General features: G+C 67.6%; 31 protein-coding genes and 1 pseudogene. 27 read left to right on the forward strand and 5 right to left on the reverse strand.

Features of this window, described 5'->3' with window-relative positions:
- Window positions 1–6 precede the first annotated feature (6 nt).
- From rpsS to rplO, 20 genes and pseudogenes are all read left to right on the forward strand, one after another.
- Window positions 7–288: a 30S ribosomal protein S19 gene (gene rpsS, locus ABZ195_RS07380; protein WP_057167020.1), complete on the forward strand. Its 282-nt coding sequence runs from the start codon at window positions 7–9 to the stop codon at window positions 286–288.
- Entirely contained in the window at window positions 289–828 is a 540-nt protein-coding gene (gene rplV / locus ABZ195_RS07385; protein ID WP_355216290.1) for a 50S ribosomal protein L22, read from the forward strand.
- Window positions 828–1721: a 30S ribosomal protein S3 gene (gene rpsC / locus ABZ195_RS07390; RefSeq protein WP_355216292.1), complete on the forward strand. Its 894-nt coding sequence runs from the start codon at window positions 828–830 to the stop codon at window positions 1719–1721. The genes rplV and rpsC overlap by 1 nt, the downstream gene beginning before the upstream one ends.
- Window positions 1722–1723: 2 nt before the next feature.
- On the forward strand, window positions 1724–2140 hold the full coding sequence (rplP, locus tag ABZ195_RS07395; protein ID WP_263996371.1) for a 50S ribosomal protein L16: 417 nt from the start codon (window positions 1724–1726) through the stop codon (window positions 2138–2140).
- Window positions 2140–2373: a 50S ribosomal protein L29 gene (rpmC, locus tag ABZ195_RS07400; protein WP_263996372.1), complete on the forward strand. Its 234-nt coding sequence runs from the start codon at window positions 2140–2142 to the stop codon at window positions 2371–2373. Before rplP ends, rpmC begins: the two co-directional genes overlap by 1 nt.
- A gap of 32 nt (window positions 2374–2405) precedes the next feature.
- A pseudogene (gene rpsQ / locus ABZ195_RS07405) lies at window positions 2406–2681 on the forward strand (30S ribosomal protein S17); the annotation flags it as partial.
- A gap of 483 nt (window positions 2682–3164) precedes the next feature.
- Window positions 3165–4886, forward strand: coding sequence for a diguanylate cyclase (locus tag ABZ195_RS07410; RefSeq protein ID WP_355216294.1), 1722 nt, complete (start codon window positions 3165–3167; stop codon window positions 4884–4886).
- Between the two features lie 150 nt (window positions 4887–5036).
- Entirely contained in the window at window positions 5037–7385 is a 2349-nt protein-coding gene (locus ABZ195_RS07415) for an arylsulfatase (protein WP_355216296.1), read from the forward strand.
- A 23-nt stretch (window positions 7386–7408) separates the two neighbouring features.
- Window positions 7409–8374 (forward strand): formylglycine-generating enzyme family protein, encoded by a 966-nt coding sequence (locus tag ABZ195_RS07420; RefSeq protein ID WP_355216298.1) that lies wholly within the window; start codon window positions 7409–7411, stop codon window positions 8372–8374.
- Window positions 8375–8407: 33 nt separating this feature from the next.
- Window positions 8408–9085 carry a hypothetical protein gene (locus ABZ195_RS07425; RefSeq protein WP_355216300.1) on the forward strand — a complete coding sequence of 226 codons (678 nt, stop codon included), beginning with the start codon at window positions 8408–8410 and terminating at the stop codon, window positions 9083–9085.
- Between the two features lie 183 nt (window positions 9086–9268).
- Entirely contained in the window at window positions 9269–9637 is a 369-nt protein-coding gene (gene rplN / locus ABZ195_RS07430) for a 50S ribosomal protein L14 (RefSeq protein ID WP_149480276.1), read from the forward strand.
- Window positions 9638–9955, forward strand: a complete 318-nt coding sequence (gene rplX / locus ABZ195_RS07435) for a 50S ribosomal protein L24 (protein ID WP_149480275.1) — start codon at window positions 9638–9640, stop codon at window positions 9953–9955. It abuts the gene before it with no gap.
- Window positions 9956–9957: 2 nt separating this feature from the next.
- Complete coding sequence (gene rplE / locus ABZ195_RS07440) at window positions 9958–10524, forward strand: 50S ribosomal protein L5 (protein WP_355216302.1); 567 nt, start codon at window positions 9958–9960, stop codon at window positions 10522–10524.
- 4 nt (window positions 10525–10528) lie between these two features.
- Complete coding sequence (locus tag ABZ195_RS07445) at window positions 10529–10714, forward strand: type Z 30S ribosomal protein S14 (protein WP_056557202.1); 186 nt, start codon at window positions 10529–10531, stop codon at window positions 10712–10714.
- A gap of 99 nt (window positions 10715–10813) precedes the next feature.
- Complete coding sequence (gene rpsH, locus ABZ195_RS07450; RefSeq protein ID WP_140690905.1) at window positions 10814–11212, forward strand: 30S ribosomal protein S8; 399 nt, start codon at window positions 10814–10816, stop codon at window positions 11210–11212.
- 11 nt (window positions 11213–11223) lie between these two features.
- The gene (gene rplF / locus ABZ195_RS07455; protein ID WP_355216304.1) at window positions 11224–11763 is read left to right on the forward strand and encodes a 50S ribosomal protein L6; all 540 of its coding nucleotides are present in this window, start codon (window positions 11224–11226) and stop codon (window positions 11761–11763) included.
- A 48-nt stretch (window positions 11764–11811) separates the two neighbouring features.
- A complete protein-coding gene (gene rplR / locus ABZ195_RS07460; RefSeq protein ID WP_355217008.1) occupies window positions 11812–12180 on the forward strand; it encodes a 50S ribosomal protein L18 in 369 nt (122 codons plus the stop codon).
- 28 nt (window positions 12181–12208) lie between these two features.
- Window positions 12209–12904 (forward strand): 30S ribosomal protein S5, encoded by a 696-nt coding sequence (rpsE, locus tag ABZ195_RS07465; RefSeq protein WP_355216305.1) that lies wholly within the window; start codon window positions 12209–12211, stop codon window positions 12902–12904.
- Between the two features lie 2 nt (window positions 12905–12906).
- Entirely contained in the window at window positions 12907–13086 is a 180-nt protein-coding gene (gene rpmD, locus ABZ195_RS07470; protein WP_355216307.1) for a 50S ribosomal protein L30, read from the forward strand.
- Window positions 13086–13526 (forward strand): 50S ribosomal protein L15, encoded by a 441-nt coding sequence (rplO, locus tag ABZ195_RS07475; RefSeq protein ID WP_355216309.1) that lies wholly within the window; start codon window positions 13086–13088, stop codon window positions 13524–13526. The genes rpmD and rplO overlap by 1 nt, the downstream gene beginning before the upstream one ends.
- A 64-nt stretch (window positions 13527–13590) precedes the next feature.
- Here rplO and ABZ195_RS07480 read toward each other — a convergent pair whose 3' ends face one another.
- Window positions 13591–14517, reverse strand: a complete 927-nt coding sequence (locus ABZ195_RS07480) for an LLM class flavin-dependent oxidoreductase (protein WP_355217010.1) — start codon at window positions 14515–14517, stop codon at window positions 13591–13593.
- A gap of 68 nt (window positions 14518–14585) precedes the next feature.
- On the opposite strand from ABZ195_RS07480, the gene sppA reads away from it, so the two are divergent.
- On the forward strand, window positions 14586–16352 hold the full coding sequence (sppA, locus tag ABZ195_RS07485; protein WP_355216311.1) for a signal peptide peptidase SppA: 1767 nt from the start codon (window positions 14586–14588) through the stop codon (window positions 16350–16352).
- Window positions 16353–16359: 7 nt separating this feature from the next.
- Here the strand turns inward: sppA and ABZ195_RS07490 are convergent, their stop codons facing one another.
- Genes ABZ195_RS07490 through ABZ195_RS07500 form a run of 3 tightly spaced genes read right to left on the reverse strand, consistent with a single transcriptional unit; the run spans window position 16360 to window position 19110 of the window.
- On the reverse strand, window positions 16360–17262 hold the full coding sequence (locus ABZ195_RS07490; protein WP_355216313.1) for a class I SAM-dependent methyltransferase: 903 nt from the start codon (window positions 17260–17262) through the stop codon (window positions 16360–16362).
- Window positions 17263–17272: 10 nt separating this feature from the next.
- A complete protein-coding gene (locus ABZ195_RS07495) occupies window positions 17273–18175 on the reverse strand; it encodes a class I SAM-dependent methyltransferase (protein WP_355216315.1) in 903 nt (300 codons plus the stop codon).
- Entirely contained in the window at window positions 18172–19110 is a 939-nt protein-coding gene (locus ABZ195_RS07500; RefSeq protein WP_355216317.1) for a class I SAM-dependent methyltransferase, read from the reverse strand. Before ABZ195_RS07500 ends, ABZ195_RS07495 begins: the two co-directional genes overlap by 4 nt.
- Before the next feature lie 273 nt (window positions 19111–19383).
- Here ABZ195_RS07500 and secY point away from each other — a divergent pair, with 273 nt between their 5' ends.
- Genes secY through ABZ195_RS07530 form a run of 6 tightly spaced genes read left to right on the forward strand, consistent with a single transcriptional unit; the run spans window position 19384 to window position 23899 of the window.
- Window positions 19384–20709 carry a preprotein translocase subunit SecY gene (gene secY, locus ABZ195_RS07505; protein WP_355216319.1) on the forward strand — a complete coding sequence of 442 codons (1326 nt, stop codon included), beginning with the start codon at window positions 19384–19386 and terminating at the stop codon, window positions 20707–20709.
- Complete coding sequence (locus ABZ195_RS07510; protein WP_355216320.1) at window positions 20706–21251, forward strand: adenylate kinase; 546 nt, start codon at window positions 20706–20708, stop codon at window positions 21249–21251. Before secY ends, ABZ195_RS07510 begins: the two co-directional genes overlap by 4 nt.
- 4 nt (window positions 21252–21255) lie before the next feature.
- Window positions 21256–22053 carry a type I methionyl aminopeptidase gene (gene map, locus ABZ195_RS07515; protein ID WP_355216321.1) on the forward strand — a complete coding sequence of 266 codons (798 nt, stop codon included), beginning with the start codon at window positions 21256–21258 and terminating at the stop codon, window positions 22051–22053.
- 47 nt (window positions 22054–22100) lie between these two features.
- On the forward strand, window positions 22101–22616 hold the full coding sequence (locus ABZ195_RS07520; protein ID WP_355216323.1) for a sigma-70 family RNA polymerase sigma factor: 516 nt from the start codon (window positions 22101–22103) through the stop codon (window positions 22614–22616).
- The gene (locus ABZ195_RS07525) at window positions 22613–23350 is read left to right on the forward strand and encodes a zf-HC2 domain-containing protein (RefSeq protein WP_355216325.1); all 738 of its coding nucleotides are present in this window, start codon (window positions 22613–22615) and stop codon (window positions 23348–23350) included. Before ABZ195_RS07520 ends, ABZ195_RS07525 begins: the two co-directional genes overlap by 4 nt.
- A gap of 33 nt (window positions 23351–23383) precedes the next feature.
- Complete coding sequence (locus ABZ195_RS07530) at window positions 23384–23899, forward strand: MarR family transcriptional regulator (protein ID WP_355216327.1); 516 nt, start codon at window positions 23384–23386, stop codon at window positions 23897–23899.
- On the opposite strand, the gene ABZ195_RS07535 is transcribed toward ABZ195_RS07530, so the two are convergent.
- Window positions 23896–24870: an NmrA/HSCARG family protein gene (locus tag ABZ195_RS07535; RefSeq protein WP_355216329.1), complete on the reverse strand. Its 975-nt coding sequence runs from the start codon at window positions 24868–24870 to the stop codon at window positions 23896–23898. The two genes, ABZ195_RS07530 and ABZ195_RS07535, sit on opposite strands and share 4 nt — an antisense overlap.
- Window positions 24871–24951 lie beyond the last annotated feature (81 nt).

Genomic DNA, 24951 nt, shown 5'->3' on the forward strand with positions numbered 1-24951 from the left:
CCAGCGATGCCACGCAGCCTGAAGAAGGGCCCGTTCGTCGATGACCATCTTCTGAAGAAGGTCGACGTTCAGAACGAGAAGAACACCAAGCAGGTCATCAAGACCTGGTCCCGTCGGTCGACCATCATCCCCGACTTCATCGGTCACACCTTCGCCGTCCACGACGGCCGCAAGCACGTGCCGGTGTTCGTCTCGGAGGCCATGGTCGGTCACAAGCTGGGCGAGTTCGCCCCGACCCGGACCTTCAAGGGTCACATCAAGGACGACCGGAAAGCGAAGCGGCGCTAAATGACCACGACGATTGAGTATCCGTCCGCGGTTGCCAAGGCACGCTTCGTGCGTGTCTCGGCATCCAAGGCCCGCCGCGTGATCGACCTGGTGCGCGGCAAGTCCGTCGCCGAGGCGCTCGACATCCTCCGCTGGGCGCCCCAGGCTGCCAGCGAGCCCGTCGCCAAGGTCATCGCGAGTGCGGCCGCCAACGCCCAGAACAACGATGGCCTCGACCCGGCGACCCTCGTCGTCGCGTCGGTGTACGCCGACGAAGGCCCGACCGCCAAGCGCATCCGGCCGCGCGCCCAGGGGCGCGCGTACCGAATCCGCAAGCGCACCAGCCACATCACGGTGATCGTGGAAAGCCGTCCTCCCAAGGAGCGCGGCACCAGGGGTGCGTCCTCCTCGGCATCGTCGACCCGGGCACGTCGCGCACAGGGCAGCAAGGCTGCCGCGACGTCGGCCCCCGCCAAGAAGGCACCTGCCAAGAAGGCAGCCACGAAGGCGGCACCCGAAACGGTTTCCGAGACTTCTGATTCGAAGGGAGGCTCGGAGTAGTGGGCCAGAAGATCAATCCCCACGGCTTCCGCCTCGGCATCACCACCGACTGGAAGTCCCGCTGGTACGCAGACAAGCAGTACTCGGACTACGTCAAGGAAGACGTCGCGATCCGTCGCCGTCTCTTCGCGCCGTTCGTCATCCCGGGCGAGCGCAACGTCGAGCTCGAGCGGGCCGGCGTCGCCAAGGTCGAGATCGAGCGCACCCGTGACCGGGTTCGCGTGGACATCCACACCGCCCGCCCCGGCATCGTCATCGGTCGTCGCGGCGCGGCGGCCGACAGCATCCGCGGCACGCTGGAGAAGCTGACCGGCAAGCAGGTCCAGCTGAACATCCTCGAGGTCAAGAGCCCCGAGTCGGTGGCCCAGCTGGTCGCCCAAGGCGTCGCCGAACAGCTCAGCAACCGCGTCGCCTTCCGTCGCGCGATGCGCAAGGCGATTCAGTCCGCCATGCGCCAGCCGAACGTCAAGGGCATCCGGGTGCAGTGCTCGGGCCGCCTCGGCGGTGCGGAGATGAGCCGCTCGGAGTTCTACCGCGAAGGTCGCGTCCCGCTGCACACGCTGCGCGCGGACATCGACTACGGCCTCTACGAGGCCAAGACCACCTTCGGCCGCATCGGCGTGAAGGTCTGGATCTACAAGGGCGACGTCGTCGGTGGCAAGCGCGAGCTCGCCGCCCCGGCCGCCGCAGGCGCAGAGCGTCCGCGTCGTGACCGTCCTACCGGAACCCGGCCGCGTCGTAGTGGCGCCTCGGGCACCACGGCGACGAGCACCGAGGCCGGTCGCGCCGCGAGCGAGGAAACGCCCGCCGCCGACACCTCATCGGACGTCGCCACGTCCGCCGCTCCCGAGGCCGTCACGGTCCCCGAAGCGGCAGAGAGCACGGAGAACTAGACATGTTGATTCCCCGCAAGGTAAGGCATCGCAAGCAACATCACCCGCGCCAACGTGGCATTGCCAGTGGCGGCACCGCGGTGAGCTTCGGTGACTACGGCATCCAGGCTCTGGAGCACGCCTACATCACCAACAGGCAGATCGAGTCCGCTCGTATCGCCATCAACCGGCACATCAAGCGTGGTGGCAAGGTGTGGATCAACATCTTCCCGGACCGCCCGCTGACCAAGAAGCCCGCCGAGACCCGCATGGGTTCCGGTAAGGGTTCGCCGGAGTGGTGGGTCGCCAACGTCAAGCCGGGTCGCGTTCTCTTCGAGATCAGCTACCCCGACGAGAAGACCGCCAAGGAAGCCCTGACGCGCGCCATCCACAAGTTGCCGATCAAGGCGCGCATCATCACCCGAGAGGAGCAGTTCTGATGGCACTGGGAGTTTCGCCTGGCGAACTGCGTGAGCTGACCGACGAGGAGCTCGCCGCCCGGGTGCGTGAATCGAAGGAAGAGCTGTTCAACCTCCGCTTCCAGACGGCGACCGGCCAGCTGGCCAACAACCGTCGGCTGCGCGTGGTGCGCCAAGAGATCGCACGGGTGTACACCGTGCTTCGTGAACGTGAGTTGGGTCTGGCCTCCGGACCCGTTGGTGAGGATTCGTAATGGCAGAGAACGCAACAGACGCCGCGGGCGCGCAGCACACCGCGCGCACCGAAGCGCCACGGGGACAGCGCAAGACGCGCATCGGCTACGTGGTGAGCGACAAGATGCAGAAGACCATCGTCGTGGAGCTGGAGAACCGCTCCAAGCATCCGCTCTACGGCAAGATCATCCGGACCACGACGAAGGTCAAGGCCCACGACGAGAACGGCACCGCCGGCGTTGGCGACCGCGTCTCGCTGATGGAGACCCGGCCTCTGTCGGCTACCAAGCGCTGGCGCCTGGTCGAGGTGCTCGAGCGCGCCAAGTAGTACCCACGCTCCACGAAGACCCCCGTACGCCCCGGCGTACGGGGGTCTTCTTCGTCGTGGCCCCTGGTGAGGGGTGTTGCTGAGCCCTGCGCTAGCACCCCCATCTGCCGATGGCGTAACATGTTGTCGGCAAACTTTGCAATGCGGCGCGGCAGGCCTCTCTACTTGCACAACATCGGCTAAGCAAACGATAGGCAACCGCGCGGAGATACCGTCCGATCGCCCAGGGGAGAGCTATGATGCCGTTGGCGCAGGCTCCAGGGATTAACTGTGCGTCTGTGGAGCGCCGACGATCAGGATGGCTCGACCTTGAGGACCGGGCCCTCGGTGCGTTGACCTCGAGGAAGGCAGGTCGCGGGTGAGCGGCTACGCAAGTGCGGCGAGTGAACGGTGCGCCGTGATGAGCCGTCAGCACTCGTCGTCGCGGTGTCGTCCGCCAAACCACCGCGTGCGCCTCGGTTACGTTGCGGACCTCTGGGCGAAGTGAGCGAGGCGGCGAGCGACTCCATGCACGACGGGATGACCCGCCGTTCGATCCGCGCCGGACAACTGGAGTTCGACGCTGCCGAATCGGGGCTGCGGAGCCTCGTCGAAAATAGTCCCGATGCGATCATGGTGCATCGAGACGGTCGTGTCGTATACGCAAATGCGACCGCGCTGAGGTGGCTCGGTGCCCAGTATCCCGATCAGGTCCGGGGGCAACTGGTGACGGAGTTCCTGCACCCGGAGTCGGTCGAGCCCGCGTTGATGCGCCTTGCGGCACTGCGCCACGACGGTGACGCGACGAATCCTGCGGAGGTGGTTCTGCAAAGGCTGGATGGCAGCACGATGAACGCGGAAGTCATCGCCACGAGAATAACCTGGCACGGTGACGCCGCCTATCACGCAACCATCCGCGATCTGACCTACCAGCGCACTCTTCAACGCAACCTGCGCGAGCAGGCGGCGCTGGTCGACCGGGTGGACGTGGCCATCATCGCCACGACGACGACCGGCTTGGTCACCAAGTGGAATCGTGCCGCAGAGGTGCTGTACCGCAGGCCGGCCTCAAGCGCGTTGGCGCAGCCGATCGGAGTCGCCGTGGGCGCAATGATCGACCCTGCCGCAATCCACCAGCGTGGCGACGTCGTGCTTGCCACGCATCATGCCGCCGACGGGCAACCACTCACGATGCAGGTATCGGTCAGGGCGATGGAAACTGGCTACGTCTTGGTGTGCACCGACAAGACAGAGGCCGATCGGGCCGAGCAGATGTTGCGAAGCATCATCAGTTCCCTGGACGAAGGAATACTCGTCATCGACGACCAGGGCCGAGTGATGTCTGCGAATCCCTCTGCCGCAAGGATTCTCGGAATACCCGCGGCCACGCTCAAGAGCGGGAACGATGGGAGTCTCCATTCGATGTTGGTATACGACGTCGAACGCCGTCGCGTCCCACCTCAGGAAAACCCCGTCGTCGAGACCGTGACGACAGGTCGGCCATTTCAGGCGCTGATCTTCGGGATCGACCATCACGACGGGCGGCGCGTCTGGTTGCGGGTGAGCGCGCGCCGCATCAACGCGGGCGATCACGACCGGCCCATGACACTGGTGTCCTTCTCCGACATCACCGCGGAAAGGGTTGCCCAGGAGCGACTCACGTACCGAGCCACCCACGACGCCCTCACCGGGCTGCCCAATCGTGCAGCGGTGTTGACGCACATCTCGGAGTCGCTTCGCGCGCAAGGTCCGTCTCGGCTGGGCGCGGTCCTCTTCATCGATCTGGACAACCTGAAGGCCATCAACGATTCGCTGGGTCACGACTCCGGGGACGAGTTGCTCCGCAGCGTGGCTGCGCGTCTTCAGCGCTGTCTGGGTAACGATGACCTCGCGGGGCGCCTCGGTGGCGATGAATTCGTGGCGCTGGTGAAGGGGTGGAATGCGGCAGAACTGGACGCCGTCATGAGCCGGCTCGAGCACCGTTTGTCGGAGCCGGTTCCGCTGGGTGCCGCCACGGTACGGACGAGGGCAAGCATCGGCGTGACGGTGGTCGCGCCCGATGACAGGAGGAGTGCGATCGAAGTCCTGCGGGATGCAGACTGCGCGATGTACGAGGCGAAGGCCAAGCGTCGCGGGCTATTTCAGCGGCCCATTCCCCAAACTCCGGTCGCCGACTCCGTTCGCCGATCGTTCCGTTCCGATGACGGTCGGTTCGACGGCGTGTGAACGCTGAAATCTAGTCGTCGGCAACTTCCCGTGAATCAGATGACGATATCGTCAATATAGGTCGATGAGGGTGATGACGGGTGTAGCGTCACCGCGGCCGTCGACGACGACGGGCACGCTCTTCGCCGACACTCGAGCCGACGGGACGACATGACGGACTTCAGAGGCAAGATCGAACTCGACATCCGCGACTCCGAGCCGGACTGGGGTCCATACCAGGCTCCGGTCGCGCCGCCCGGGTCACCCAACGTGCTCTACCTCGTCTGGGACGACACCGGCATTGCGACGTGGGACTGCTTCGGTGGTCTCGTCGACATGCCCGCCATGACCCGGATCGCCGACCGTGGCGTGCGCCTGTCGCAGTTCCACACCACCGCCCTGTGCTCTCCGACGCGGGCCTCGTTGCTCACCGGGCGCAACGCCACCACCGTCGGAATGGCGACCATCGAGGAGTTCACCGACGGCTTTCCGAACTGCAACGGCCGCATCCCCAAGGACACGGCGTTGCTGTCGGAGGTGCTCGCCGAGCGGGGATACAACACCTACTGCGTCGGCAAGTGGCACCTGACGCCGCTTGAAGAGTCGAATCTGGCTGCCACCAAACGGCATTGGCCGCTCAGCCGGGGCTTCGAGCGCTTCTACGGCTTCATGGGCGGTGAAACCGACCAGTGGTATCCGGAGTTGGTGTACGACAACCACCCCGTTGCCCCGCCGGCCACGCCCGAGGAGGGCTACCACCTCTCGAAGGACCTGGCCGACAAGACCATCGAGTTCATCAGGGACTCCAAGGTGATCGCACCGGACAAGCCGTGGTTCGGCTACCTGTGCCCCGGGGCCGGACACGCACCGCACCACGTGTTCAAGGAGTGGGCCGACGAGTACGCCGGTCGCTTCGACATGGGCTACGAGGCCTACCGCGACATCGTCCTGGAGAACCAGAAGAAGCTGGGCATCGTGCCGCAGGACACCGAATTGTCGCCGGTGAACCCGTATCTCGACGTGACCGGACCCAACGGGGAGGCCTGGCCGTACCAGGACACCGTGCGGCCGTGGGACACTCTCGACGACGCCGAGAAGCGCTTGTTCAGCCGGATGGCCGAGGTCTTCGCCGGCTTCCTGTCCTACACCGACGCCCAGATCGGTCGGGTGCTCGACTACCTGGAGGAATCGGGTCAGCTCGACGACACCATCATCGTGGTCATCTCGGACAATGGAGCCAGTGGCGAGGGCGGACCCAACGGTTCGGTCAACGAGGTCAAGTTCTTCAACGGCTACATCGACACCGTCGAGGAGAGCATGGCGCTCTACGACGAGCTCGGCGGACCGCAGACCTACAACCACTATCCCATCGGATGGGCGATGGCCTTCAACACGCCCTACAAGTTGTTCAAGCGCTACGCCTCCCATGAAGGTGGCATCGCCGACACCGCAATCATCAGCTGGCCCAACGGTATCGACGCCCACGGCGAGGTGCGCGACAACTACGTCAACGTCTGCGACGTGACCCCGACGATCTACGAACTGCTGGGCATCGCCCCGCCCGAAGAGGTGGGCGGCATCCCGCAGAAGCCGTTGGACGGGGTCAGCTTCACCGCGGCCCTGGCAGACGCGGGCGCCGAGACCGACAAGAAGACGCAGTTCTACGCGATGCTGGGCACCCGAGGCATCTGGCACGACGGCTGGTTCGCCAACACCGTGCACGCCGCGAGCCCCGCCGGGTGGTCGCACTTCGACGACGACCGATGGGAGCTTTTCCACATCGCCGCCGACCGCAGCCAGTGTCACGACCTGGCGGCCGAACGACCGGAGAAGCTCGAGGAACTCAAGGAGCTCTGGTTCGCCGAGGCCGCGAAGTACAACGGGCTGCCGCTGGCCGATCTCAACCTGGTGGAGACGCTGACGCGGTGGCGGCCCTATCTGTCCGAGGATCGCAAGACCTTCACCTACTACCCGGGCACCGCCGAGGTGGGCATGGGCGCGATGGTCGAGATGCGCGGGCAGTCTTTCTCCGTGCTGGCCGAGGTGACCGTCGACGACGCCGATGCCCATGGCGTGCTGTTCAAGCAGGGCGCCGGCCACGGCGGGCACGTGCTCTTCGTGCAGGACGGCAGGTTGCACTACGTGTACAACTTCATGGGCGAGGACGAACAGAGCGTCGTCGCCACCGATCCGATCCCGTTGGGAGCCCACGTCTTCGGCGTCAGATACGAACGGACCGGCACGGTCGAGGGCAGTCACACACCCCTGGGCACGGCCTCGCTGTTCGTCGACTCCGACACCGTCGCCGTCCTGGAGGGGGTGCGAACCCACCCCGGCACCTTCGGGCTCGCCGGCGGGGGCATCGCCGTCGGTCGCAACTCCGGCCAGGCCGTCTCGCGCACCTATCAGGCGCCGTTCGCCTTCACCGGCGGAACCATCGCCAAGGTCGTGGTCGACGTGTCCGGTACCCCGTATCTGGACGTGGAACGGGAACTGGCGCAAGCCTTCTCCAAGGACTGACGGCCGGGCCTACCCTGGACGCCATGCTGACGGAGCTGATCGAGCTGCCGGGCGCGACGTTCCAGATGGGATCGGCGGCCTTCTACCCGGAGGAGACGCCCGTACACCCCGCGACGGTCGGCCCCCTGGGAGTGGAGCGGCATCCGGTCACCACCGCGCAGTTCGCGCGGTTCGTCGCCGACACCGGATACGTCACCGTGGCCGAGCGACCCCTGGACCCCGCGGCGTATCCGGGGGTGGCCAAGGAGGACCTCGTCGCGGGCGGGATGGTGTTCCGGCCCACCGCCGGCCCCGTCGATCTGAGGGACTGGCGGCAGTGGTGGGATTGGGCACCGGGCGCCTCGTGGCGAAAACCGTTCGGCGTGGACGGCACCGTCGAGGACCGGCTCGACCACCCCGTCGTACAGGTCTGTTTCGCCGACGCGATCGCCTACGCCACGTGGGCGGGCCGACGGCTGCCGACCGAAGCCGAGTGGGAGTACGCGGCCGGCGGCGGAGCGGGTACGACGTACGCGTGGGGTGAGGACGTGTCACCCGGCGGTGCGTTGATGGCCAACACGTGGCAGGGCCGCTTTCCGTACCGCAACGACGGAGCCAAGGGGTGGGTGGGCACTTCGCCGGTGGGAACGTTCCCGGCTAACGGGTTTGGGCTGTCGGACATGATCGGGAACGTCTGGGAGTGGACGACGACGAGATACACGATGAGGCACCACCGGCGGGCAGGAGCGGAGCGACCGGGGAATGAGGACCGGCGGGCAGGAGATGAGGGACCGGGGGATGAGGACCGGCGGGCAGATGAGGGACCGAGGGAGAAGGGCTGCTGCACGCCGTCGCGGGAGGCGGACCCGAGCGTCGACCAGACTCTCAAGGGCGGATCCCACCTCTGCGCACCTGAGTACTGCCACCGCTACCGTCCGGCGGCGCGGTCGTCGCAATCGCAGGACAGCGCCACCACCCACATCGGATTTCGCTGCGTCGTCGACCTCTGATCGGCCCATACTGAGCCGGTGCGGGTTCTGACGATGGCAGCTGGGGTCGTCGCGCTCGGCGTGGTGAGTGGCTGCACCGAGACCAGTGAGGGCCACCCGGTGGCGAACTCGCCCGCGACTCGACCCGCGACGACCAGCACGTCGGTCACGGCACCCTCCGCCGGCACGTCCGCGCCGAAGGATTACCCGGCGATGGGCGTGACGCCGACCCTGCGGGAGGCCGTCCCACCGAACGCCCTGGTGTGCCTGCCCACACCGGCGGCGGGGACGCCGGTTACCGTGCAGGTCCCCGACCCCTCGGCACCGAGGATCGTCCTCGCGCTGCCCGAGGGTTGGACCTCGGCACCGTCGACCACCGGTCTGGCGCTCACCGGCCCCGACGGCATGTCCGGGGCGGTCGACATCACCGAAACCGCTCTCGACCCGGCGGCCGCGTTCGAGAAGTATGCCGACGACGTCTCGGCGCTGGCTCCCATCAGCAGCGTCAGCGTGCTGCCCGCGGAGAACTGCGGATACAGCGGTCAGCGACTGATGGGAGTGTTGTCCGGCGGCCCGGGCGGTGCGCAGACCTATGAGGACCGCATCGGCCACGTCTGGACCGACGACGGGGACTACCTGGTGGTGATCCACGTGGGCGCCCCGCAGGGATCGCCGGCATTCGACGCCGCGACGACGACGCTGACCGCGGACTTCGCGATCACCCTGCCCTGAGGGCTCGCGCGGGACGATTTGGTGCATAGCCCAAGCTCACCTACTATGTAGGGGTTGCCCTGGGCAGACCTCGGTGGTCGCGTGTGAAAGCAAGCGAACACCCTGCGTGCCCTTCGGTGGCGAAGACCGCGCATGCCGAGCAGTTCGATGCTGTTCGTCGTGCAATCGATTCGAGGAGATCTAGTGATTCAGCAGGAATCGCGGCTCAAGATCGCCGACAACACGGGCGCCAAGGAGATCTTGTGCATTCGCGTACTCGGTGGCTCGGGTAGGCGTTACGCCGGCATCGGCGATGTCATCGTGGCGACCGTCAAGGACGCCATCCCCGGTGGCAACATCAAGAAGGGTGAGGTCGTCAAGGCCGTCATCGTGCGCACCGTCAAGGAGCGCCGCCGTGCCGACGGCAGCTACATCAAGTTCGACGAGAACGCCGCCGTCATCATCAAGCCCGACAACGACCCGCGCGGAACCCGCATCTTCGGGCCGGTTGGTCGCGAGCTGCGCGAGAAGCGCTTCATGAAGATCGTCTCGCTTGCTCCGGAGGTGTTGTAAATGAAGGTGCACAAGGGTGACACCGTCCTGGTCATCTCTGGCAAGGACAAGGGCGCCAAGGGCAAGGTCCTGGTTGCCTACCCGACCCGCGAGAAGGTCCTCGTCGAGGGCGTCAACCGGATCAAGAAGCACACCGCCGTCTCACAGAACGAGCGTGGTGCATCCTCGGGCGGCATCGTCACGCAGGAGGCTCCGATCCACGTCTCCAACGTGATGGTCGTCGACTCCGATGGCAACCCCACCCGCATCGGCTACCGCTTCGACGAAGAGACCGGCAAGAAGGTCCGCGTGTCGAAGAAGAACGGCAAGGACATCTAGAGATGACTACCGCAGAGACCAAGACGCTGCCCCGTCTCAAGCAGCGCTACCTCGACGAGATCAAGGGCTCGCTCAACGAGCAGTTCAACTACGACAACGTCATGCAGATCCCCGGCGTGGTCAAGGTCATCGTCAACATGGGCGTCGGCGACGCCGCCCGCGACGCGAAGCTGATCAACGGCGCCGTCACCGACCTGCAGCTGATCACCGGCCAGAAGCCCGAGATCCGCAAGGCCCGCAAGTCCATCGCCCAGTTCAAGCTTCGCGAGGGGATGCCCATTGGCGCCCGCGTGACGCTGCGCGGCGACCGGATGTGGGAGTTCCTCGACCGGCTGGTCTCGATCAGCCTCCCGCGTATCCGCGACTTCCGTGGCCTGTCGGCCAAGCAGTTCGACGGCAGCGGCAACTACACCTTCGGTCTGACCGAGCAGTCGGTGTTCCACGAGATCGACGTGGACAGCATCGACCGTCCCCGCGGCATGGACATCACCGTCGTCACGTCGGCGACCAACGACGACGAAGGCCGGGCGCTGCTGCGTGCGCTGGGCTTCCCGTTCAAGGAGAACTGAGCAGATGGCAAAGAAGGCGCTGGTCAACAAGGCCAACAAGAAGCCGAAGTTCAAGGTGCGCGGTTACACGCGTTGCAACAAGTGTGGACGTCCGCACGCGGTGTTCCGCAAGTTCGGTCTGTGCCGCATCTGCCTTCGGGAGATGGCGCACGCCGGCGAATTGCCCGGTGTCCAGAAGTCCAGCTGGTAACAGCCAAAACCAATCGACCAACTTTAGAGAAAGCACGCGGTAGGCCCCCAAGGGTGTGAACCCGGCGGGAACCGCCGCGAGGAAGGTGAGCTGGCTGTCATGACCATGACGGACCCGATCGCAGACTTCTTGACGCGTCTGCGCAACGCCAATTCGGCGTACCACGACGAGGTGACCCTGCCTCACTCGAAGATCAAGGTGCACATCGCCGAGATCCTCAAGGAGCAGGGCTACATCACCGACTTCCGCACCGAGGATGCTCGGGTCGGCAAGGCGCTCGTGGTGCAACTCAAGTACGGACCCAGTCGCGAACGCAGCATCGCGGGCCTCAAGCGGGTTTCCAAGCCCGGCCTGCGCGTGTACGCGAAGTCAACCAACTTGCCCCGCGTTCTCGGTGGCCTCGGCGTGGCGATCATCTCCACGTCCTCGGGTCTGCTCACCGACCGTCAGGCAGCTCGACAAGGCGTGGGCGGCGAAGTCCTCGCCTACGTCTGGTAGGGGAAGAAGACATGTCACGCATTGGAAAGCAGCCGGTTCCGGTTCCGTCCGGAGTCGACGTCACCATCAACGGCCGCAACGTCTCGGTCATGGGCCCCAAGGGCACCCTGACGCTCGACGTCGCCGAGCCGATCACCGTCGACCGCGATGACGACGGCGCCATCCTGGTCACCCGCCCCGACGACGAGCGTCGCAGCCGATCGCTGCACGGTCTCTCGCGGACGCTGGTCGCCAACCTGGTCACCGGAGTGACCGAGGGCTACACCACCAAGATGGAGATCTTCGGCGTCGGCTACCGCGTCGCGCTCAAGGGCAAGACCCTCGAGTTCGCGCTGGGGTACAGCCACCCGGTCGTCATCGAAGCCCCCGAGGGCATCACGTTCGCAGTCGAGACGCCCACCAAGTTCTCGATCACGGGCATCGACAAGCAGCAAGTCGGCCAGATTTCGGCGAACATCCGCCGCCTGCGCCGCCCGGACCCGTACAAGGGCAAGGGCGTTCGCTACGAAGGCGAGCAGATCCGCCGCAAGGTCGGAAAGACGGGTAAGTAAGCCATGGCCAAGACAAACACTGACACCGAAGCTCCCAAGCGCAAGCCGCTGGGGCAGAGCGTCTCCGAGACGCGTCGGACTTCCCGGCTGCGTCGCCACGCGCGGTTGCGCAAGAAGGTCGCGGGCACTCCCGATCGCCCCCGCCTGATGGTCAACCGCTCCTCGCGCCACATCCACGTCCAGTTGATCGACGACCAGTCCGGCACCACGGTGGCCGCGGCGTCGTCCATCGAAGCCGACGTGCGTGCGGTCGACGGCGACAAGAAGGCCCACAGCATCCGCGTGGGACAACTGATCGCCGAGCGCGCCAAGGCCGTTGGCGTCGACACCGTGGTCTTCGACCGCGGCGGCTACACCTACGGCGGCCGCATCGCGGCTCTGGCCGACGCCGCCCGCGAGAGCGGACTCAAATTCTGATGAAGACTCGAAACGGAAGGACTGCGTGATGGCCGATCAGCCAACAGCAGGAACCGGAACCGGCGCCGGGACGACCGGCAGCCGCCCCCCGCGGGGTGGCGGCGGTGGAGGTGACCGCGACGGACGCGGTCGTCGTGACGACCGTGGTGGCCGTGGCGGCCGCGACGGCGGGGAGAAGAGCAACTTCCTCGAGCGCGTCGTCGCCATCAACCGCGTGTCGAAGGTCGTCAAGGGTGGTCGTCGCTTCAGCTTCACCGCGCTGGTCATCGTCGGCGACGGCAACGGCATGGTCGGTGTCGGTTACGGCAAGGCCAAGGAAGTTCCCGCCGCGATCGCCAAGGGCGTCGAAGAGGCCCGCAAGAGCTTCTTCCGCGTGCCGCTGATCGGCGGGACGATCGTCCACCCCGTCCAGGGTGAGGCGGCCGCGGGTGTGGTCATGCTGCGCCCCGCCAGCGCGGGTACCGGCGTCATCGCCGGCGGCGCGTGCCGCGCGGTGCTGGAATGCGCCGGCGTGCACGACATCCTGGCCAAGTCGCTGGGCAGCGACAACGCGATCAACGTGGTGCACGCCACCGTTGCCGCGCTGAAGATGATCCAGCGCCCCGAAGAGGTCGCCGCACGTCGCGGCCTCTCGATCGAGGACGTCGCACCGCCGAGCATGCTCAAGGCGCGACGCGAGAGCGAAGCGCTGGCCGTCGCGGCAGCGCGTGAAGGATCGGCATAGTCATGGCTGAACTAAAGATCACCCAGGTGCGTGGCACCGTCGGGGCGCGCTGGAAGCAGCGCGAGAGCCTGCGGAGTCTCGGACTTCGCAAGATCCGTCAGACCGTCGTCCGCGAGGACAACGCCCAGACGCGTGGCTTGCTCGCCGTCGTCAACCACCTCGTCGTCGTCGAGGAGGCGTAATGACCATCAAGTTGCACGACCTGCGCCCAGCGCCCGGGTCGAAGACCGCCAGGACCCGTGTCGGTCGTGGTGAGGGCTCGAAGGGTAAGACCTCCGGCCGCGGTACCAAGGGCACCAAGGCCCGCAAGAACGTCCCCGTGACGTTCGAGGGTGGGCAAATGCCCATCCACATGCGGCTGCCGAAGCTCAAGGGCTTCAAGAACCGCTTCCGTACCGAGTACGAAGTGGTCAACGTCGGCGACATCAGCCGGCTCTTCCCCAAGGGCGGCACCGTCGGCGTCGACGAGCTCGTCGCCGCGGGCGCGGTTCGCAAGAACACCCTGGTGAAGGTCCTCGGCGACGGCAAGCTGTCCGTCAAGGTCGACCTGACCGCTCACAAGTTCAGTGGCAGCGCGCGCGAGAAGATCAGCGCCGCAGGCGGTTCGGTCACCGAGCTGTAGGCACACGTTCCCAGAAGGGCCCCGCACGCCTCGGCGTGCGGGGCCCTTCGTGCGTCGGGCTGGCTCAGTCGAGCTGCGGCAACACCTCGTCGACCAGCCTCTCCATCTGTTCGCGATCCTCGGCGACGCCGTCGCCCAGCGGGTTGAGCAGGATCATGTCCGCGCCCGCTGCGACGACGGCCCGCAGTCCCGCGGCCACCTCGTCGGGGGTGCCCGAGACCGGAACGTCCTCGATGCCGCGCATGCCGCCGTACTTGCGGTGCAGGCCGGCGACGACCCGATCGCGCGCCCGTTCGGCGTCGTCGTCGACCATCAGGTAGACGCGCTTGCCGATGGTGAAGCGCGACGCGTCCTTGCCCTGGGCGTCGAGTTCTCGTCGCACCGTCGCGGCCACGCCGGTGAAGGTCTCCGTCGTCGACGAGCCCGCGCCCAGAAACGAGTCGCCCAGTCGCACCGCGCGAGCAAGTGCCGCGGGGGCCGTGCCGCCGAACCAGATCGGCGGATGCGGCCGTTGCACGGGCTTGGGCTCGATCGGCAAGTCGTCGACGTCGCGGAACCGGCCGTGAAACGTCACCCGCTCCGCATCGGACCAGGCGGCCTTCATCAGCTCCAAGCCCTCGGTGAAGCTGCTGATGAACGTCTTGGGCTCCACGCCGAAGGCGTCGAAACGCCGGAAACCACCGCCGGGCGCGACCCCGAGGTCGAGCCGGCCGTGGCTGAGCCGGTCGACCGCGGTCGCAGAGGACGCCAACTGCAGGGGATCGTGCAGCGAGGTGACCAGCACCGCCACGCCCAACCGCAGCCGCGTCGTGCACGCCGCGGCGTACGCCAGCAGTTCCAACGGCGCGATCAACGGCTCGGCGCCGATCGTCTGCTCCAACGTCCACCCGGCCTCGAAACCCAGATCCTCGGCGCGCGTCACGTAGTCCTTGAAGCCCTCGGCGTCGAAGCCGTCCACGTCGAGTTGGGGCAGTGAGATGGAGTACCGCATCGTGGTCACGTTACGGCGGTCACCTGCCATCCCGGGCCCACCCGTGCGCCGTCGGTAGGCTCGGCGACATGTTCAGCTTCCTGTCCGACGTCCCCGGCACCGACGAACTTCGCGCAATCGTGCGCAAGGTCGACACCGCCCGCCATCACGGCGTGCCCAGCGGCTGCGTGCTCGAACTCGACCTTCAGTCGGTACCGCAGGAGACCGGTGGCTTCGACCCGCTGGCCATGCTCAGCGGCAACGGCAAGCCGCTGCTGCTGCGCGAGGCCGTCGCCGCGATCCACCGCGCGGCCAAGGACGATCGCGTCTCGGCGCTGATCGCCCGGGTACAGCCGGCCGCCGCCTCGCCGGGCCCGGTGCAGGAGCTGCGCGAGGCCATCGTGGCCTTCAGCGACGTCAAGCCCTCCCTGGCGTGGGCTGAGACCTACCCGGGCACGATGTCCTACTACCTGGCATCGGCGTTCCGCGAGGTATGGATGCAGCCGTCCGGGACGGTCGGCCTCGTCGGCTTCGCGACCAACGCGCTCTTCCTACACGACGCCCTCGAAAAGGCCGGCATCCAAGCGCAATTCGTCGCGCGCGGAGAGTACAAGTCGGCGGCTAACATGTTCACCAAGGCGAGCTACACCGACGCTCACCGCGAGGCCGACGGCAGACTCGTCGAGAGCCTGCACGACCAGGTGCTCGCTGCGGTGTCGGCATCCCGTCACGTCGACCTCGCCGACCTCGACGCGCTGGCCGACCGGGCACCGCTGCTGCGGGAGGACGCCGTCACGGGACGGCTCGTCGACCGCATCGGCTTCCGTGACGAGGCGTACGCCCGGATCGCCGAACTCGCCGGCTCACCGGATGTCTCGCCCGACGACCCCGAGGCGCCGTCCCGGCTGTATCTGTCGCGCTACGCCCGCGCGGCGGCGGCGGTGCCCTCGCTACCCGGCCGCAAGTCCAAGCCGACCGTCGCGGTGGTGACGCTGGCCGGCCCCATCGTCAGCGGCCGCGGCGGTCGCACCCTCTCTCCGCTGGGTACCTCGAGCGCCGGCGGTGACACCATCGCCGCGGCGTTGCGCGAAGCCGCCGCCGACGACGACGTCTCCGCCGTCGTGCTGCGCGTGGACAGCCCGGGCGGCTCGGTCACCGGGTCGGAGACCATCTGGCGCGAGGTGGTGCGACTGCGTGCCGCCGGCAAGCCCGTCGTGGCGTCGATGGGAGCGGTCGCCGCCTCGGGTGGCTACTACGTGTCGATGGCCGCCGACGCGATCGTCGCCAATGCGGGCACGCTGACCGGCTCGATCGGGGTGGTCACGGGCAAGCTCGTCGCCCGTGAGCTCAAGGACCGACTGGGCATCGGCTCGGATTCGGTGCGCACCAACGCCAATGCCGACGCCTGGTCGACCAATGCGCCGTTCACCGACGAGCAGCACGACCACGTCGAGGCCGAGGCCGACCTGTTCTACACCGACTTCGTGCAGCGAGTCGCCGAGGGCCGGGGCATGACCGCCGACGAGGTCGACGCGGTGGCGCGCGGGCGGGTGTGGACCGGAGCCGACGCATTGGCGCGGGGCTTGGTCGACGAACTAGGCGGCCTCCGCACGGCGATCAGCCGCGCCAAGGTGCTGGCGGGCTTCGACGCCGACGCCGAGGTCAAGATCGTCGCCCTGCCCGGCTCGTCACTGCTCGACGCGCTGCGGCCCAAGCCCTCGTCTCAGCCGGCGGCAGCGTCGGTGCCCGACGCCTTCGGCTCGCTGGTCGGGCGTTCGGCGGCGGCCTTCCTCACCCAAGCCGAGCGGACCTTGACCGGCGTCAACGCCCTGTGGCTGGGCGACGTCCGCTTCTGAGGCGAGGTCAGCCGACGTACACCGCGCGAACGTAGCTCAGGTCGCCCATCAGCTTCGACATCTCGTCGTCGGGATACTCGAAGCCGTTGGCGGCGTACGCCTCCCGATTGGGTACCGCCGTGACGTCCCAGCCGCGTGCCGACAGGTACTCGACGGGGTGGTTGCGCTCACCCTGGTAGACCAGGTCGGCCATCTCTAGGTCGGAGCCGAGCTGCTTGAGACGGTCCCGCAGGTGTTGAGACCGCTCGTCGGTGAACGCGGTCAAGTCCGGGACGTGCTCGGTCGCGAGCCGGCTGCCCGGCGCGGACAACGCGGTGATGCTGTCGAAGAGCTTGTCCTGCGCTTCGGGAGGGAGATAGATCAGCAAGCCCTCCGCACTCCAGGACGTTGGTTGAGATGGGTCGAACCCGTTGTCGCGCAATGCCTTCGGCCAGTCGTCTCGAAGGTCGACCGCGACCGTCCGGTGGGTGGCGGTCGGCTGGGCGCCGATCCCGCCGAGGGTCTCGGACTTGAACGCGATGACCTCGGGCTGGTCGACCTCGTAGACGACCGTTCCGTCCGGCCACGGCAGCCGATAGCCGCGGGCGTCCAGACCGGCCGCGAGGATCACGGCCTGGCGCACCCCGTTGGCGGCACCGTCGAGGAACATCTGGTCGAAGAAGCGGGTGCGGACCGCCATGCCCTCGGCCGCGCGCAGCGGCGTGTACGCCGGGTCGATGGTGGTGAAGTCGACGTCCCCGTCGAGCATCTTGGTGAACAGGTCGACCCCGACTGCCCGCACCAGCGGTTCGGCGTAGGGGTCCTCGATCAGCTTCTCGCGGTGCCCCAGCGCGCGCTGGGCCGCGACCATCGTCGCCGTCGCCCCGACGCTGGAGGCCAGGTCCCAGCTGTCACCGTCAGTTCTCGCCATGATCTCTCCTCTACTTCAACGTCGACGTCAGGTACCCGGAGTTGCCGCCGAAGGAGGCGAGCTCGTCGTCGGGTAGTTGGAAACCGTTGGCGGCGTACGCCTGCGCGGTCGGCTGGATGTCGTTGGTCCAGCCGTGCCCGGCGAGGTAGTCCGCCGCGGTGTTGCGCTCGCCGCTGAAGAACAGCTCGGTCAGGTCGATGCCGGACCCAAGGTGCTTGGTGCGCTCGGTCAGCTTGTCGGCCCAGTCGTCGGGCATGGAGTTCAGATCCATGTGTTCGGTGGCGATTTGGCTGCCCGGCGCCGACAGCGCGGTGATGTGGTCGAACAGCCGGTCCTGCGCCTCGGGTGGTAGATAGACGAGCAGGCCCTCGGCGGCCCACGCCGTCGGGATGGTGGAGTCGAACCCGGCCTCCCTCAGTGCCGTCGGCCAGTCGTTGCGCAAGTCGATCGCGACGGTGCGGCGTGCAGCGGTGGGTTCGGCGCCGAGTTCGGCCAGGGTCTGGGTCTTGAAGGCGATGACCTCGGGCTGGTCGATCTCGTAGACGACGGTGCCGGCCGGCCACGCCAACCGGTAGGCCCGGGTGTCGAGCCCCGAGGCCAGGATCACCGCCTGGCGGATCCCGCCGGCGGTGGCCGCGGTGAAGAAGTCGTCGAAGTAGCGGGTGCGGACGGCGATCTGCTCGATCATGGCCCGACGGCTCAGCAGCGGATCGTCGGCGGCGCCGAAGGACTCTCCGTCGACCACCTTGACAAAGGTGTCCAGTCCGACGGCCCGCACCAGCGGCTCGGCCCACGGGTCGTCGAGCAGCGGGCTCTCACCCTGTGAGGCGGTGGCGCGCATGGCGGCCACCGCGGTGGCGGTGGCGCCCACGCTGGAGGCGAGATCCCAGCTGTCGTCGGCGGTACGCGTCATGAACGTTCTCCTTCGAGGGTGGCGATGACCGATAGGGAATTGCGAAGGGCCGCGAGGGCCTCGGAGTCGGGGAACCGCCGGCCGTAGTCGGCGAAGACGTCGGGCCGGGGCCGGGCTGACACCCGCCAACCCCTACCGGCCAGATAGTCGGCGACGGGCGTGCGTTCACCGCCATAGGAAAGATTGGCCACGTCGACGTCGAAACCGTGGGCCCGCCACTGGTCGGCGAGTGCGGTCGCGCGGCCACCAAGGGCGGCGCCCCCGTCCGGGTGATATTCGGTGGCGAGGCGACTGCCCGGTGCCGAGGCGGCGGTCACGTCGTCGAACAGACGGTCCTGGGCCTCCGGCGGGAGGTACACCAGGAGACCCTCCGCGCTCCACGCCGTCGGGGCGGTCTCGTCGAAGCCGGCGTCCGCGAGCGCCGAGCGCCAGTCGTCGCGCAGGTCGACGGCGACGGCCCGCCGGTCGGCGGTGGGGGTGGCCCCGAGATCGGCCATCGCCGCGGACTTCGGGCCCAGCACCGCGGGCTGGTCGATCTCGAACACCGTCGTGCCCGCAGGCCACGGCAACCGGTAGGCCCGCGAGTCCAGGCCGGAGGCCAGGATCACCACCTGGCGAACCCCGGACCGGGTGGAATCCATGAAGAAGTCGTCGAAGAAGCGGGTCCGGACCGCCATCACGTCGGCCAGCATCTTGCCCGCGCCGGTCCCGTCCGCGTCGAGCGGAAGGGTGCCGTCGACCAGCTTGACGAAGAAGTCCGCGCCGACCGCGCGGACCAGGGGAGCGGCAAAGGGGTCGTCGATGAGCGGATCGGGTTCCTTGGAGGCGATCGCGCGCGCGGCCGCGACCATGGTGGCCGTAGCCCCCACGCTGGACGCAAGATCCCATTCGTCGCCATCGGAACGCTGTGAGCCGGTCGAAACGGTGTCTGACATCGATGCTCCAACTATTAGTTAGCTGATGTAATGAGACGGAGACGACTGTACGCTTCGGAGCTGGCACGGCCACCAGGCCGCGGCCACGTCGATCGGATGAGGGTCCGACCGGCGGCAACTGTTAGTCTCGTAGACTGTTCCAACGCGCGATTGCGCTGGCTGCACGCATGCCTGCGCACCGGCTGACGGATCGCTCGGGACTTACCCATAACGCGCTGGTTGGACCAGCCCCATCGGCACGCCGCGACTCGATCCGGCTGCGCAGGAGGAAGAGTGCTTTCGGCTTTCATCTCGTCACTGCGGACGGCCGACCTCCGACGGAAGATTCTCTTCACCCTCGGCATCGTCATCCTCTACCGGGTCGGCGCCACGCTGCCGTCCCCCGGCGTCAACTACCCCAACGTGCAGAAGTGCATCGAGCAGGTGAACCAGGGCGGCTCGGCGCAGATCTACTCGCTGATCAACCTGTTCTCCGGCGGCGCGCTGCTCCAGCTGTCGGTCTTCGCCGTGGGCGTGATGCCCTACATCACGGCGAGCATCATCGTGCAGCTGCTGACCGTGGTCATCCCGCGCTTCGAGCAACTGCGCAAGGAAGGCCAGTCCGGCCAGGCCAAGATGACGCAGTACACCCGCTACCTCGCGGTGGCCCTGGCACTGCTGCAGGGCACCTCGATCGTCGCGCTGGCCGCCAACGGCGGGCTGCTGCAGGGCTGCAACCTCGACATCATCTCCAACTCCTCGATCTTCACCCTCGTCGTCATCGTGCTGGTGCTCACCGCCGGTGCGTCGCTGGTCATGTGGATGGGTGAGCTGGTCACCGAGCGCGGCATCGGCAACGGCATGTCGCTGCTGATCTTCGCCGGCATCGCCGCCCGCATCCCGGCCGAGGGCAAGATGATCCTCGACGGCCGCGGGCCGACCGTGTTCACCATGGTCTGCATCGCCGCGCTGATCATCATCGTGGGCGTCGTCTTCGTCGAGCAGGGTCAGCGACGCATCCCCGTCCAGTACGCCAAGCGCATGGTCGGGCGTCGCATGTACGGCGGTACGTCGACCTACCTGCCCCTGAAGGTCAACCAGGCCGGCGTCATCCCCGTCATCTTCGCCTCGTCGCTGATCTACATCCCGAACCTGATCACGCAGTTGATCCGCAACGGCAGCTCCAGCCCGAGCACGGGTTGGTGGGACAAGTTCGTCGCGGACTACCTGACCAACCCCGCGAGCCCGGTCTACATCGGCATCTACTTCGGCCTAATCGTGTTCTTCACGTACTTCTACGTGTCCATCACCTTCAACCCCGACGAGCGCGCCGACGAGATGAAGAAGTTCGGCGGCTTCATCCCGGGCATCCGACCTGGCAAACCCACGGCGGACTATCTGCGATACGTTTTGAGCCGAATCACCCTGCCCGGCTCGATCTATCTCGGTGTGATCGCCGTTCTGCCCAACTTGTTCCTGGAGATCGGCAACACCGGAAGCGTGCAGAACCTGCCCTTCGGCGGCACTGCGGTTCTCATCATGATCGGTGTCGGACTGGACACCGTCAAGCAGATCGAGAGCCAGCTGATGCAGCGCAACTACGAAGGGTTCCTCAAGTGAGAATCGTGTTGCTTGGACCCCCTGGCGCAGGCAAGGGAACACAGGCCGAGAAGCTGGTCGAGAAGCTGGGCATCCCGCAGATCTCCACCGGCGACCTGTTCCGGCACAACATCAGCACCGGCACCGAGCTCGGCCTGGAGGCCAAGAAGTACCTCGACGCCGGCGACCTGGTGCCCGCCACCCTCACCAACGCCCTGGTCGACGACCGGCTCGAGGACGAGGACGTCGCCGACGGCTTCATCCTCGACGGGTTCCCCCGCTCGGTCGAGCAGGCCGAGGCGCTGCGCGAGATGCTGGCCAAGCGCAACCTGGTGCTCGACGCGGTCCTGGAGTTCCGGGTCTCCGAGGACGAGCTGCTCAAGCGGCTCAAGAGCCGGGGCCGCGCGGACGACACCGAAGAGGTCATCCTCAACCGGATGAAGGTCTACAAGGCCGAGACGGCACCGCTGCTGGACTACTACACCGACGAGCTCAAGACGGTCGACGCCGTCGGCGATCTCGACGAGGTGTTCGCCCGCGCCCTGCGCGCCCTCGGCAAGTAGACCGATGATCGGATTGCCCGGGCTGCGCGGCCGCAAGGTCGTCCCGCAGCGCACGGCGGGCGAACTCGACTCGATGGCCGCAGCCGGAGCCCTCGTCGCCGCCGCGCTGCGCGCCGTCCGCCAGGCCGCCGTCCCCGGCGTCTCCACCCTCGAATTGGACGCCATCGCCGAGGCGGTCATCCGCGACGGCGGCGGCATCCCCTCGTTCCTCGGATACCACGGCTTTCCCGGCAGCATCTGCTCGTCGGTCAACGACCGCGTCGTCCACGGCATCCCCTCGGCCGAGGAGATCCTCGCCGCCGGCGACCTGGTGTCCATCGACTGTGGCGCCATCCTCGACGACTGGCACGGCGACTCGGCGGTCACCTTCGGCGTCGGGCCGCTCATCCCCGCCGACGAGGCACTCTCCGAGGCCACCCGCTCGGCCATGGAGGCCGGCATCGCCGCCATGGTGCCCGGCAATCGCCTCACCGACGTCTCCCACGCCATCGAGGTCGGAACGCACGCCGCCGAGGCGCGTCACGACCGCAAGTACGGCATCGTCGAGGGCTACGGCGGACACGCCATCGGCAGAAGCATGCACATGGACCCGTTCCTGCCCAACGAGGGCTCGCCCGGGCGTGGGCCGCACCTCGCGGCGGGCTCCGTCCTGGCCATCGAACCCATGCTGACCCTCGGCACCACGAAGACCGTGGTGCTGGCGGACGAGTGGACCGTCATCACCGCCGACGGCACCCGCGCCGCACACTGGGAGCACACGGTCGCCGCGACCGACGACGGACCACGCATCCTCACCCTCTGAGGTGAACCAGGCGGGCGTCCACCACGTGTCAACAGTGGAGGTGCCCCGTGGACGATCCGGAGGCCGCGATGATGCGGGTGCTCTACGACGAGCACGCCGCCGCGCTGTGGCGGTACGCCTTGCGACTGACCGGTGACCAGGCCAGGGCCGAGGACGTCGTCCAGGAGACGTTGTTGCGTGCCTGGCGGCACCCGGAAGTCAGCGACGACGTCGAACGCTCGGCACGAGCGTGGCTGTTCACCGTCGCCCGCAACCTCATCATCGACGAACGCCGCAGCGCCAGGTTCCGACACGAGGCGGGCACCGCCGACGTGGAGGCCGTCGCCGACCGCGCCGGACCCGACGAAGTCGACACGGCACTGGACAAGCTGCTGCTCGGCACCGCGCTCAGCCAGCTCTCCGACGACCACCGCGCCGTGATCCAGCGCGCGTACTACCAGGGCTGGAGCGTGGCGCAGACCGCCGCCGACCTGAACATCGCCGAGGGCACCGTCAAGTCCCGGCTGCACTACGCCGTGCGGGCGCTGCGGCTCAACTTGCAGGAAATGGGGGTGACGCGATGACCTACTACAACGGCGGACATGGTCTCGGCGCCGTCGACGGGGACGGATATGCGACGTGGGACGCCGCGTACGTGCTCGGAGCGCTGTCGAGCGCCGAGCGACGCGAATTCGAGACGCACCTGCTGACGTGCGACCGGTGCCGCGCGGCCGTCGCCGAACTCAGCGGGATGCCCGCGCTGCTCGGCCTGCTCGACGAGGACGACGTCCGGGGTCTCGACGGCGACCGGCCCGAGCCGCCGCCGCTGCGTGACGAGGTGCTGGCCTCGGTGCTCGACAAGGTGAAGTGGCGCAGACGCCGCTCGCGCTGGCTGACGACGACGTCCGTCGCCGTGGCGGCCGCGCTACTCGCCGTCGGACTCGTGGTCGTGGTCCGGCCCGAGCTGATGGGATTGCGCAGCGGTGACGATCGACCCGTCGCGCAGCTCGAGATGACCAAGCTCGCGCCGACGTCGTTCAGCGCGACGGTCGGGTTGACCGGCTTCGCCTGGGGCACCCGCATCGACATGGCGTGCACCTACGGCCAATGGTCCGGCGGGTCGGACGCGAAGCCGAGCAACCTGGGCATGGTCGTGGTCGGTCGCGACGGCAGCCGCACCCAGGTGGCCACCTGGCTGGGCCTGGCCGGGGCGACCGCGCTGCCCAGTGGCAACACGCCGATGCCCAAGGATCGGATCGCCTCGGTGCAGCTGGTCTACGCCGACACCGGGCAGGTGCTGCTCGAGCGCCGCACGTGAGCGCGCTCTGACGTCGGTGCGGTATGAAGGGGCGTGTCCTCACAGCCGGCGGAGCCGCCGACGGAGCGTGACCCCATCGCGCTGGCCCGCGCCAACTGGGAGCGCGCGGGCTGGGGCGCCGTCGCCGACGGCATGGTCGCCGTCACCTCGGTGATGCGGGCCCATCAGATCCTGCTGGCCCGCGTCGAGGCGGCGCTGCGTCCCTACGACCTGAGCTTCTCCCGCTACGAACTGCTCCGGCTCCTGGCGTTCAGCAGCAGCGGCGCCCTGCCCATCACCAAGGCGTCGGACCGATTGCAGGTCCACGTCACCAGCGTCACGCACGCCATTCGCCGGTTGGAGGGCGACGGCCTCGTCGAGCGCACGCCGCACCCCACCGACGGGCGCACCACCCTGGTCAGGCTCACCGAGCTGGGCCGCTCCACCGTCGAGGACGCCACGCGGACGCTCAACGACGAGGTGTTCGCCGACATCGGGATCTCCGCCGCAGAATCGTCCGCGCTGGCCTCGGCCATCGAGACGCTGCGCCGGCAGGCCGGAGACTTCTAGCTCGCTGCCCGAATGCCGTTGTCCGGCAACGCAAGCCAGTCGCGGAAGGACAGCAGGCCGGGGTTCAGTTCCCGCACGGCGGACAGGTTGCGGTCACCGACGAAGCGGGCCGAGTTCTGGGCGTAGTACTGGAACATGTTGCCCATCTCGACGGCGCCCGGAAAGCCTTGGGCGCGGAACTCTCCCCAGCCCAGCGGCTGGTAGCGGACCTCTTCGCCGAGGGTGTCACCCATGGCCGCGGCGTACTCCTCGCCGGTGAGGTGGTCACCGGCGATGGAGATGGTCGCGCCGACCAGATCCGTGCCGCGCCGGAAGACGCCCAGTGCCGTCCGGCCAATGTCGCCGACGGCGATGCCCGACATCGGCTGATCGGCCATGGGAAGGGTCAGCACCAGCGTGCCGTCGTCGGCACGCGAGGGCGCGAGTCCGCCGGCGAAGCCCTCGAAGAAGAACGTCGTCCTCAAGAACGTCGTGGGGACGTCGTAGTCGCGGAAGATCGCGTCGGCCTCGGCCTTGGCGTCGAAGTGCGGAACCTTGTAGACCCCGTCGACGTCGGGCACCCCGGAGGTTCCGACGAAGAAGTCGCGCGTGTCCTCCAGCGTCGACCAGACCACGTGACCGACACCTGCCTGCTTGGCGGCCAGCGCCGCGGTGTCGGCCTGGGCGAGTTCCATTGCGGCGCGGGTGCGGGTGGCTTCCTGCTCGGGGGTGCGCTCGGCCCAGTAGTTGGTGACCACGAAGGCGCCGTCGGCCCCCTCGAAGGCGCGGCGCATGCTCGGCCCGTCGTCGAGGTCGGCCTCCACCACCTCGGCACCCGCGTCGGCCAGTTCGCGGGCCCGTTCGGACTGGGCGCTGCGCGTGAGGGCTCGGACGCGGAATTCCCGGCCGTGGTCCTCGAGGATGGCTCGGACCAGGCCGCCACCTTGGGATCCCGTCGCCCCGACCACCGCAATCAGCTTTTCGTTCGTCATGATGTCTCCATCTCTATCGGGTTGATGTGTCAACCCACTCGACGATACCCGCTTGGGTTGACATGTCAACCCAGGGCGTTA

Source organism: Mycobacterium sp. NPDC006124, from assembly GCF_040614235.1.
In the GTDB taxonomy this organism is placed as follows: domain Bacteria; phylum Actinomycetota; class Actinomycetes; order Mycobacteriales; family Mycobacteriaceae; genus Mycobacterium.

Bases quoted from the DNA above. Each gene is read 5' to 3' on its own strand.
- ABZ195_RS07425 (WP_355216300.1), top strand. From the start codon at position 8,408: ATGGCAGCTGGGGTCGTCGCGCTCGGCGTGGTGAGTGGCTGCACCGAG.
- ABZ195_RS07445 (WP_056557202.1), top strand. From the start codon at position 10,529: ATGGCAAAGAAGGCGCTGGTCAACAAGGCCAACAAGAAGCCGAAGTTC.
- rpmC (WP_263996372.1), top strand. From the start codon at position 2,140: ATGGCACTGGGAGTTTCGCCTGGCGAACTGCGTGAGCTGACCGACGAG.
- ABZ195_RS07490 (WP_355216313.1), bottom strand. From the start codon at position 17,262: ATGGCGAGAACTGACGGTGACAGCTGGGACCTGGCCTCCAGCGTCGGG.
- rpsH (WP_140690905.1), top strand. From the start codon at position 10,814: ATGACCATGACGGACCCGATCGCAGACTTCTTGACGCGTCTGCGCAAC.
- map (WP_355216321.1), top strand. From the start codon at position 21,256: ATGATCGGATTGCCCGGGCTGCGCGGCCGCAAGGTCGTCCCGCAGCGC.
- ABZ195_RS07480 (WP_355217010.1), bottom strand. From the start codon at position 14,517: ATGCGGTACTCCATCTCACTGCCCCAACTCGACGTGGACGGCTTCGAC.
- rplE (WP_355216302.1), top strand. From the start codon at position 9,958: ATGACTACCGCAGAGACCAAGACGCTGCCCCGTCTCAAGCAGCGCTAC.
- rplF (WP_355216304.1), top strand. From the start codon at position 11,224: ATGTCACGCATTGGAAAGCAGCCGGTTCCGGTTCCGTCCGGAGTCGAC.
- rpsS (WP_057167020.1), top strand. From the start codon at position 7: ATGCCACGCAGCCTGAAGAAGGGCCCGTTCGTCGATGACCATCTTCTG.
- ABZ195_RS07420 (WP_355216298.1), top strand. From the start codon at position 7,409: ATGCTGACGGAGCTGATCGAGCTGCCGGGCGCGACGTTCCAGATGGGA.
- ABZ195_RS07415 (WP_355216296.1), top strand. From the start codon at position 5,037: ATGACGGACTTCAGAGGCAAGATCGAACTCGACATCCGCGACTCCGAG.
- rpsE (WP_355216305.1), top strand. From the start codon at position 12,209: ATGGCCGATCAGCCAACAGCAGGAACCGGAACCGGCGCCGGGACGACC.
- ABZ195_RS07500 (WP_355216317.1), bottom strand. From the start codon at position 19,110: ATGTCAGACACCGTTTCGACCGGCTCACAGCGTTCCGATGGCGACGAA.
- sppA (WP_355216311.1), top strand. From the start codon at position 14,586: ATGTTCAGCTTCCTGTCCGACGTCCCCGGCACCGACGAACTTCGCGCA.
- ABZ195_RS07495 (WP_355216315.1), bottom strand. From the start codon at position 18,175: ATGACGCGTACCGCCGACGACAGCTGGGATCTCGCCTCCAGCGTGGGC.
- rpmD (WP_355216307.1), top strand. From the start codon at position 12,907: ATGGCTGAACTAAAGATCACCCAGGTGCGTGGCACCGTCGGGGCGCGC.
- rplX (WP_149480275.1), top strand. From the start codon at position 9,638: ATGAAGGTGCACAAGGGTGACACCGTCCTGGTCATCTCTGGCAAGGAC.
- rplP (WP_263996371.1), top strand. From the start codon at position 1,724: ATGTTGATTCCCCGCAAGGTAAGGCATCGCAAGCAACATCACCCGCGC.
- rplO (WP_355216309.1), top strand. From the start codon at position 13,086: ATGACCATCAAGTTGCACGACCTGCGCCCAGCGCCCGGGTCGAAGACC.
- rplV (WP_355216290.1), top strand. From the start codon at position 289: ATGACCACGACGATTGAGTATCCGTCCGCGGTTGCCAAGGCACGCTTC.
- ABZ195_RS07525 (WP_355216325.1), top strand. From the start codon at position 22,613: ATGACCTACTACAACGGCGGACATGGTCTCGGCGCCGTCGACGGGGAC.
- ABZ195_RS07535 (WP_355216329.1), bottom strand. From the start codon at position 24,870: ATGACGAACGAAAAGCTGATTGCGGTGGTCGGGGCGACGGGATCCCAA.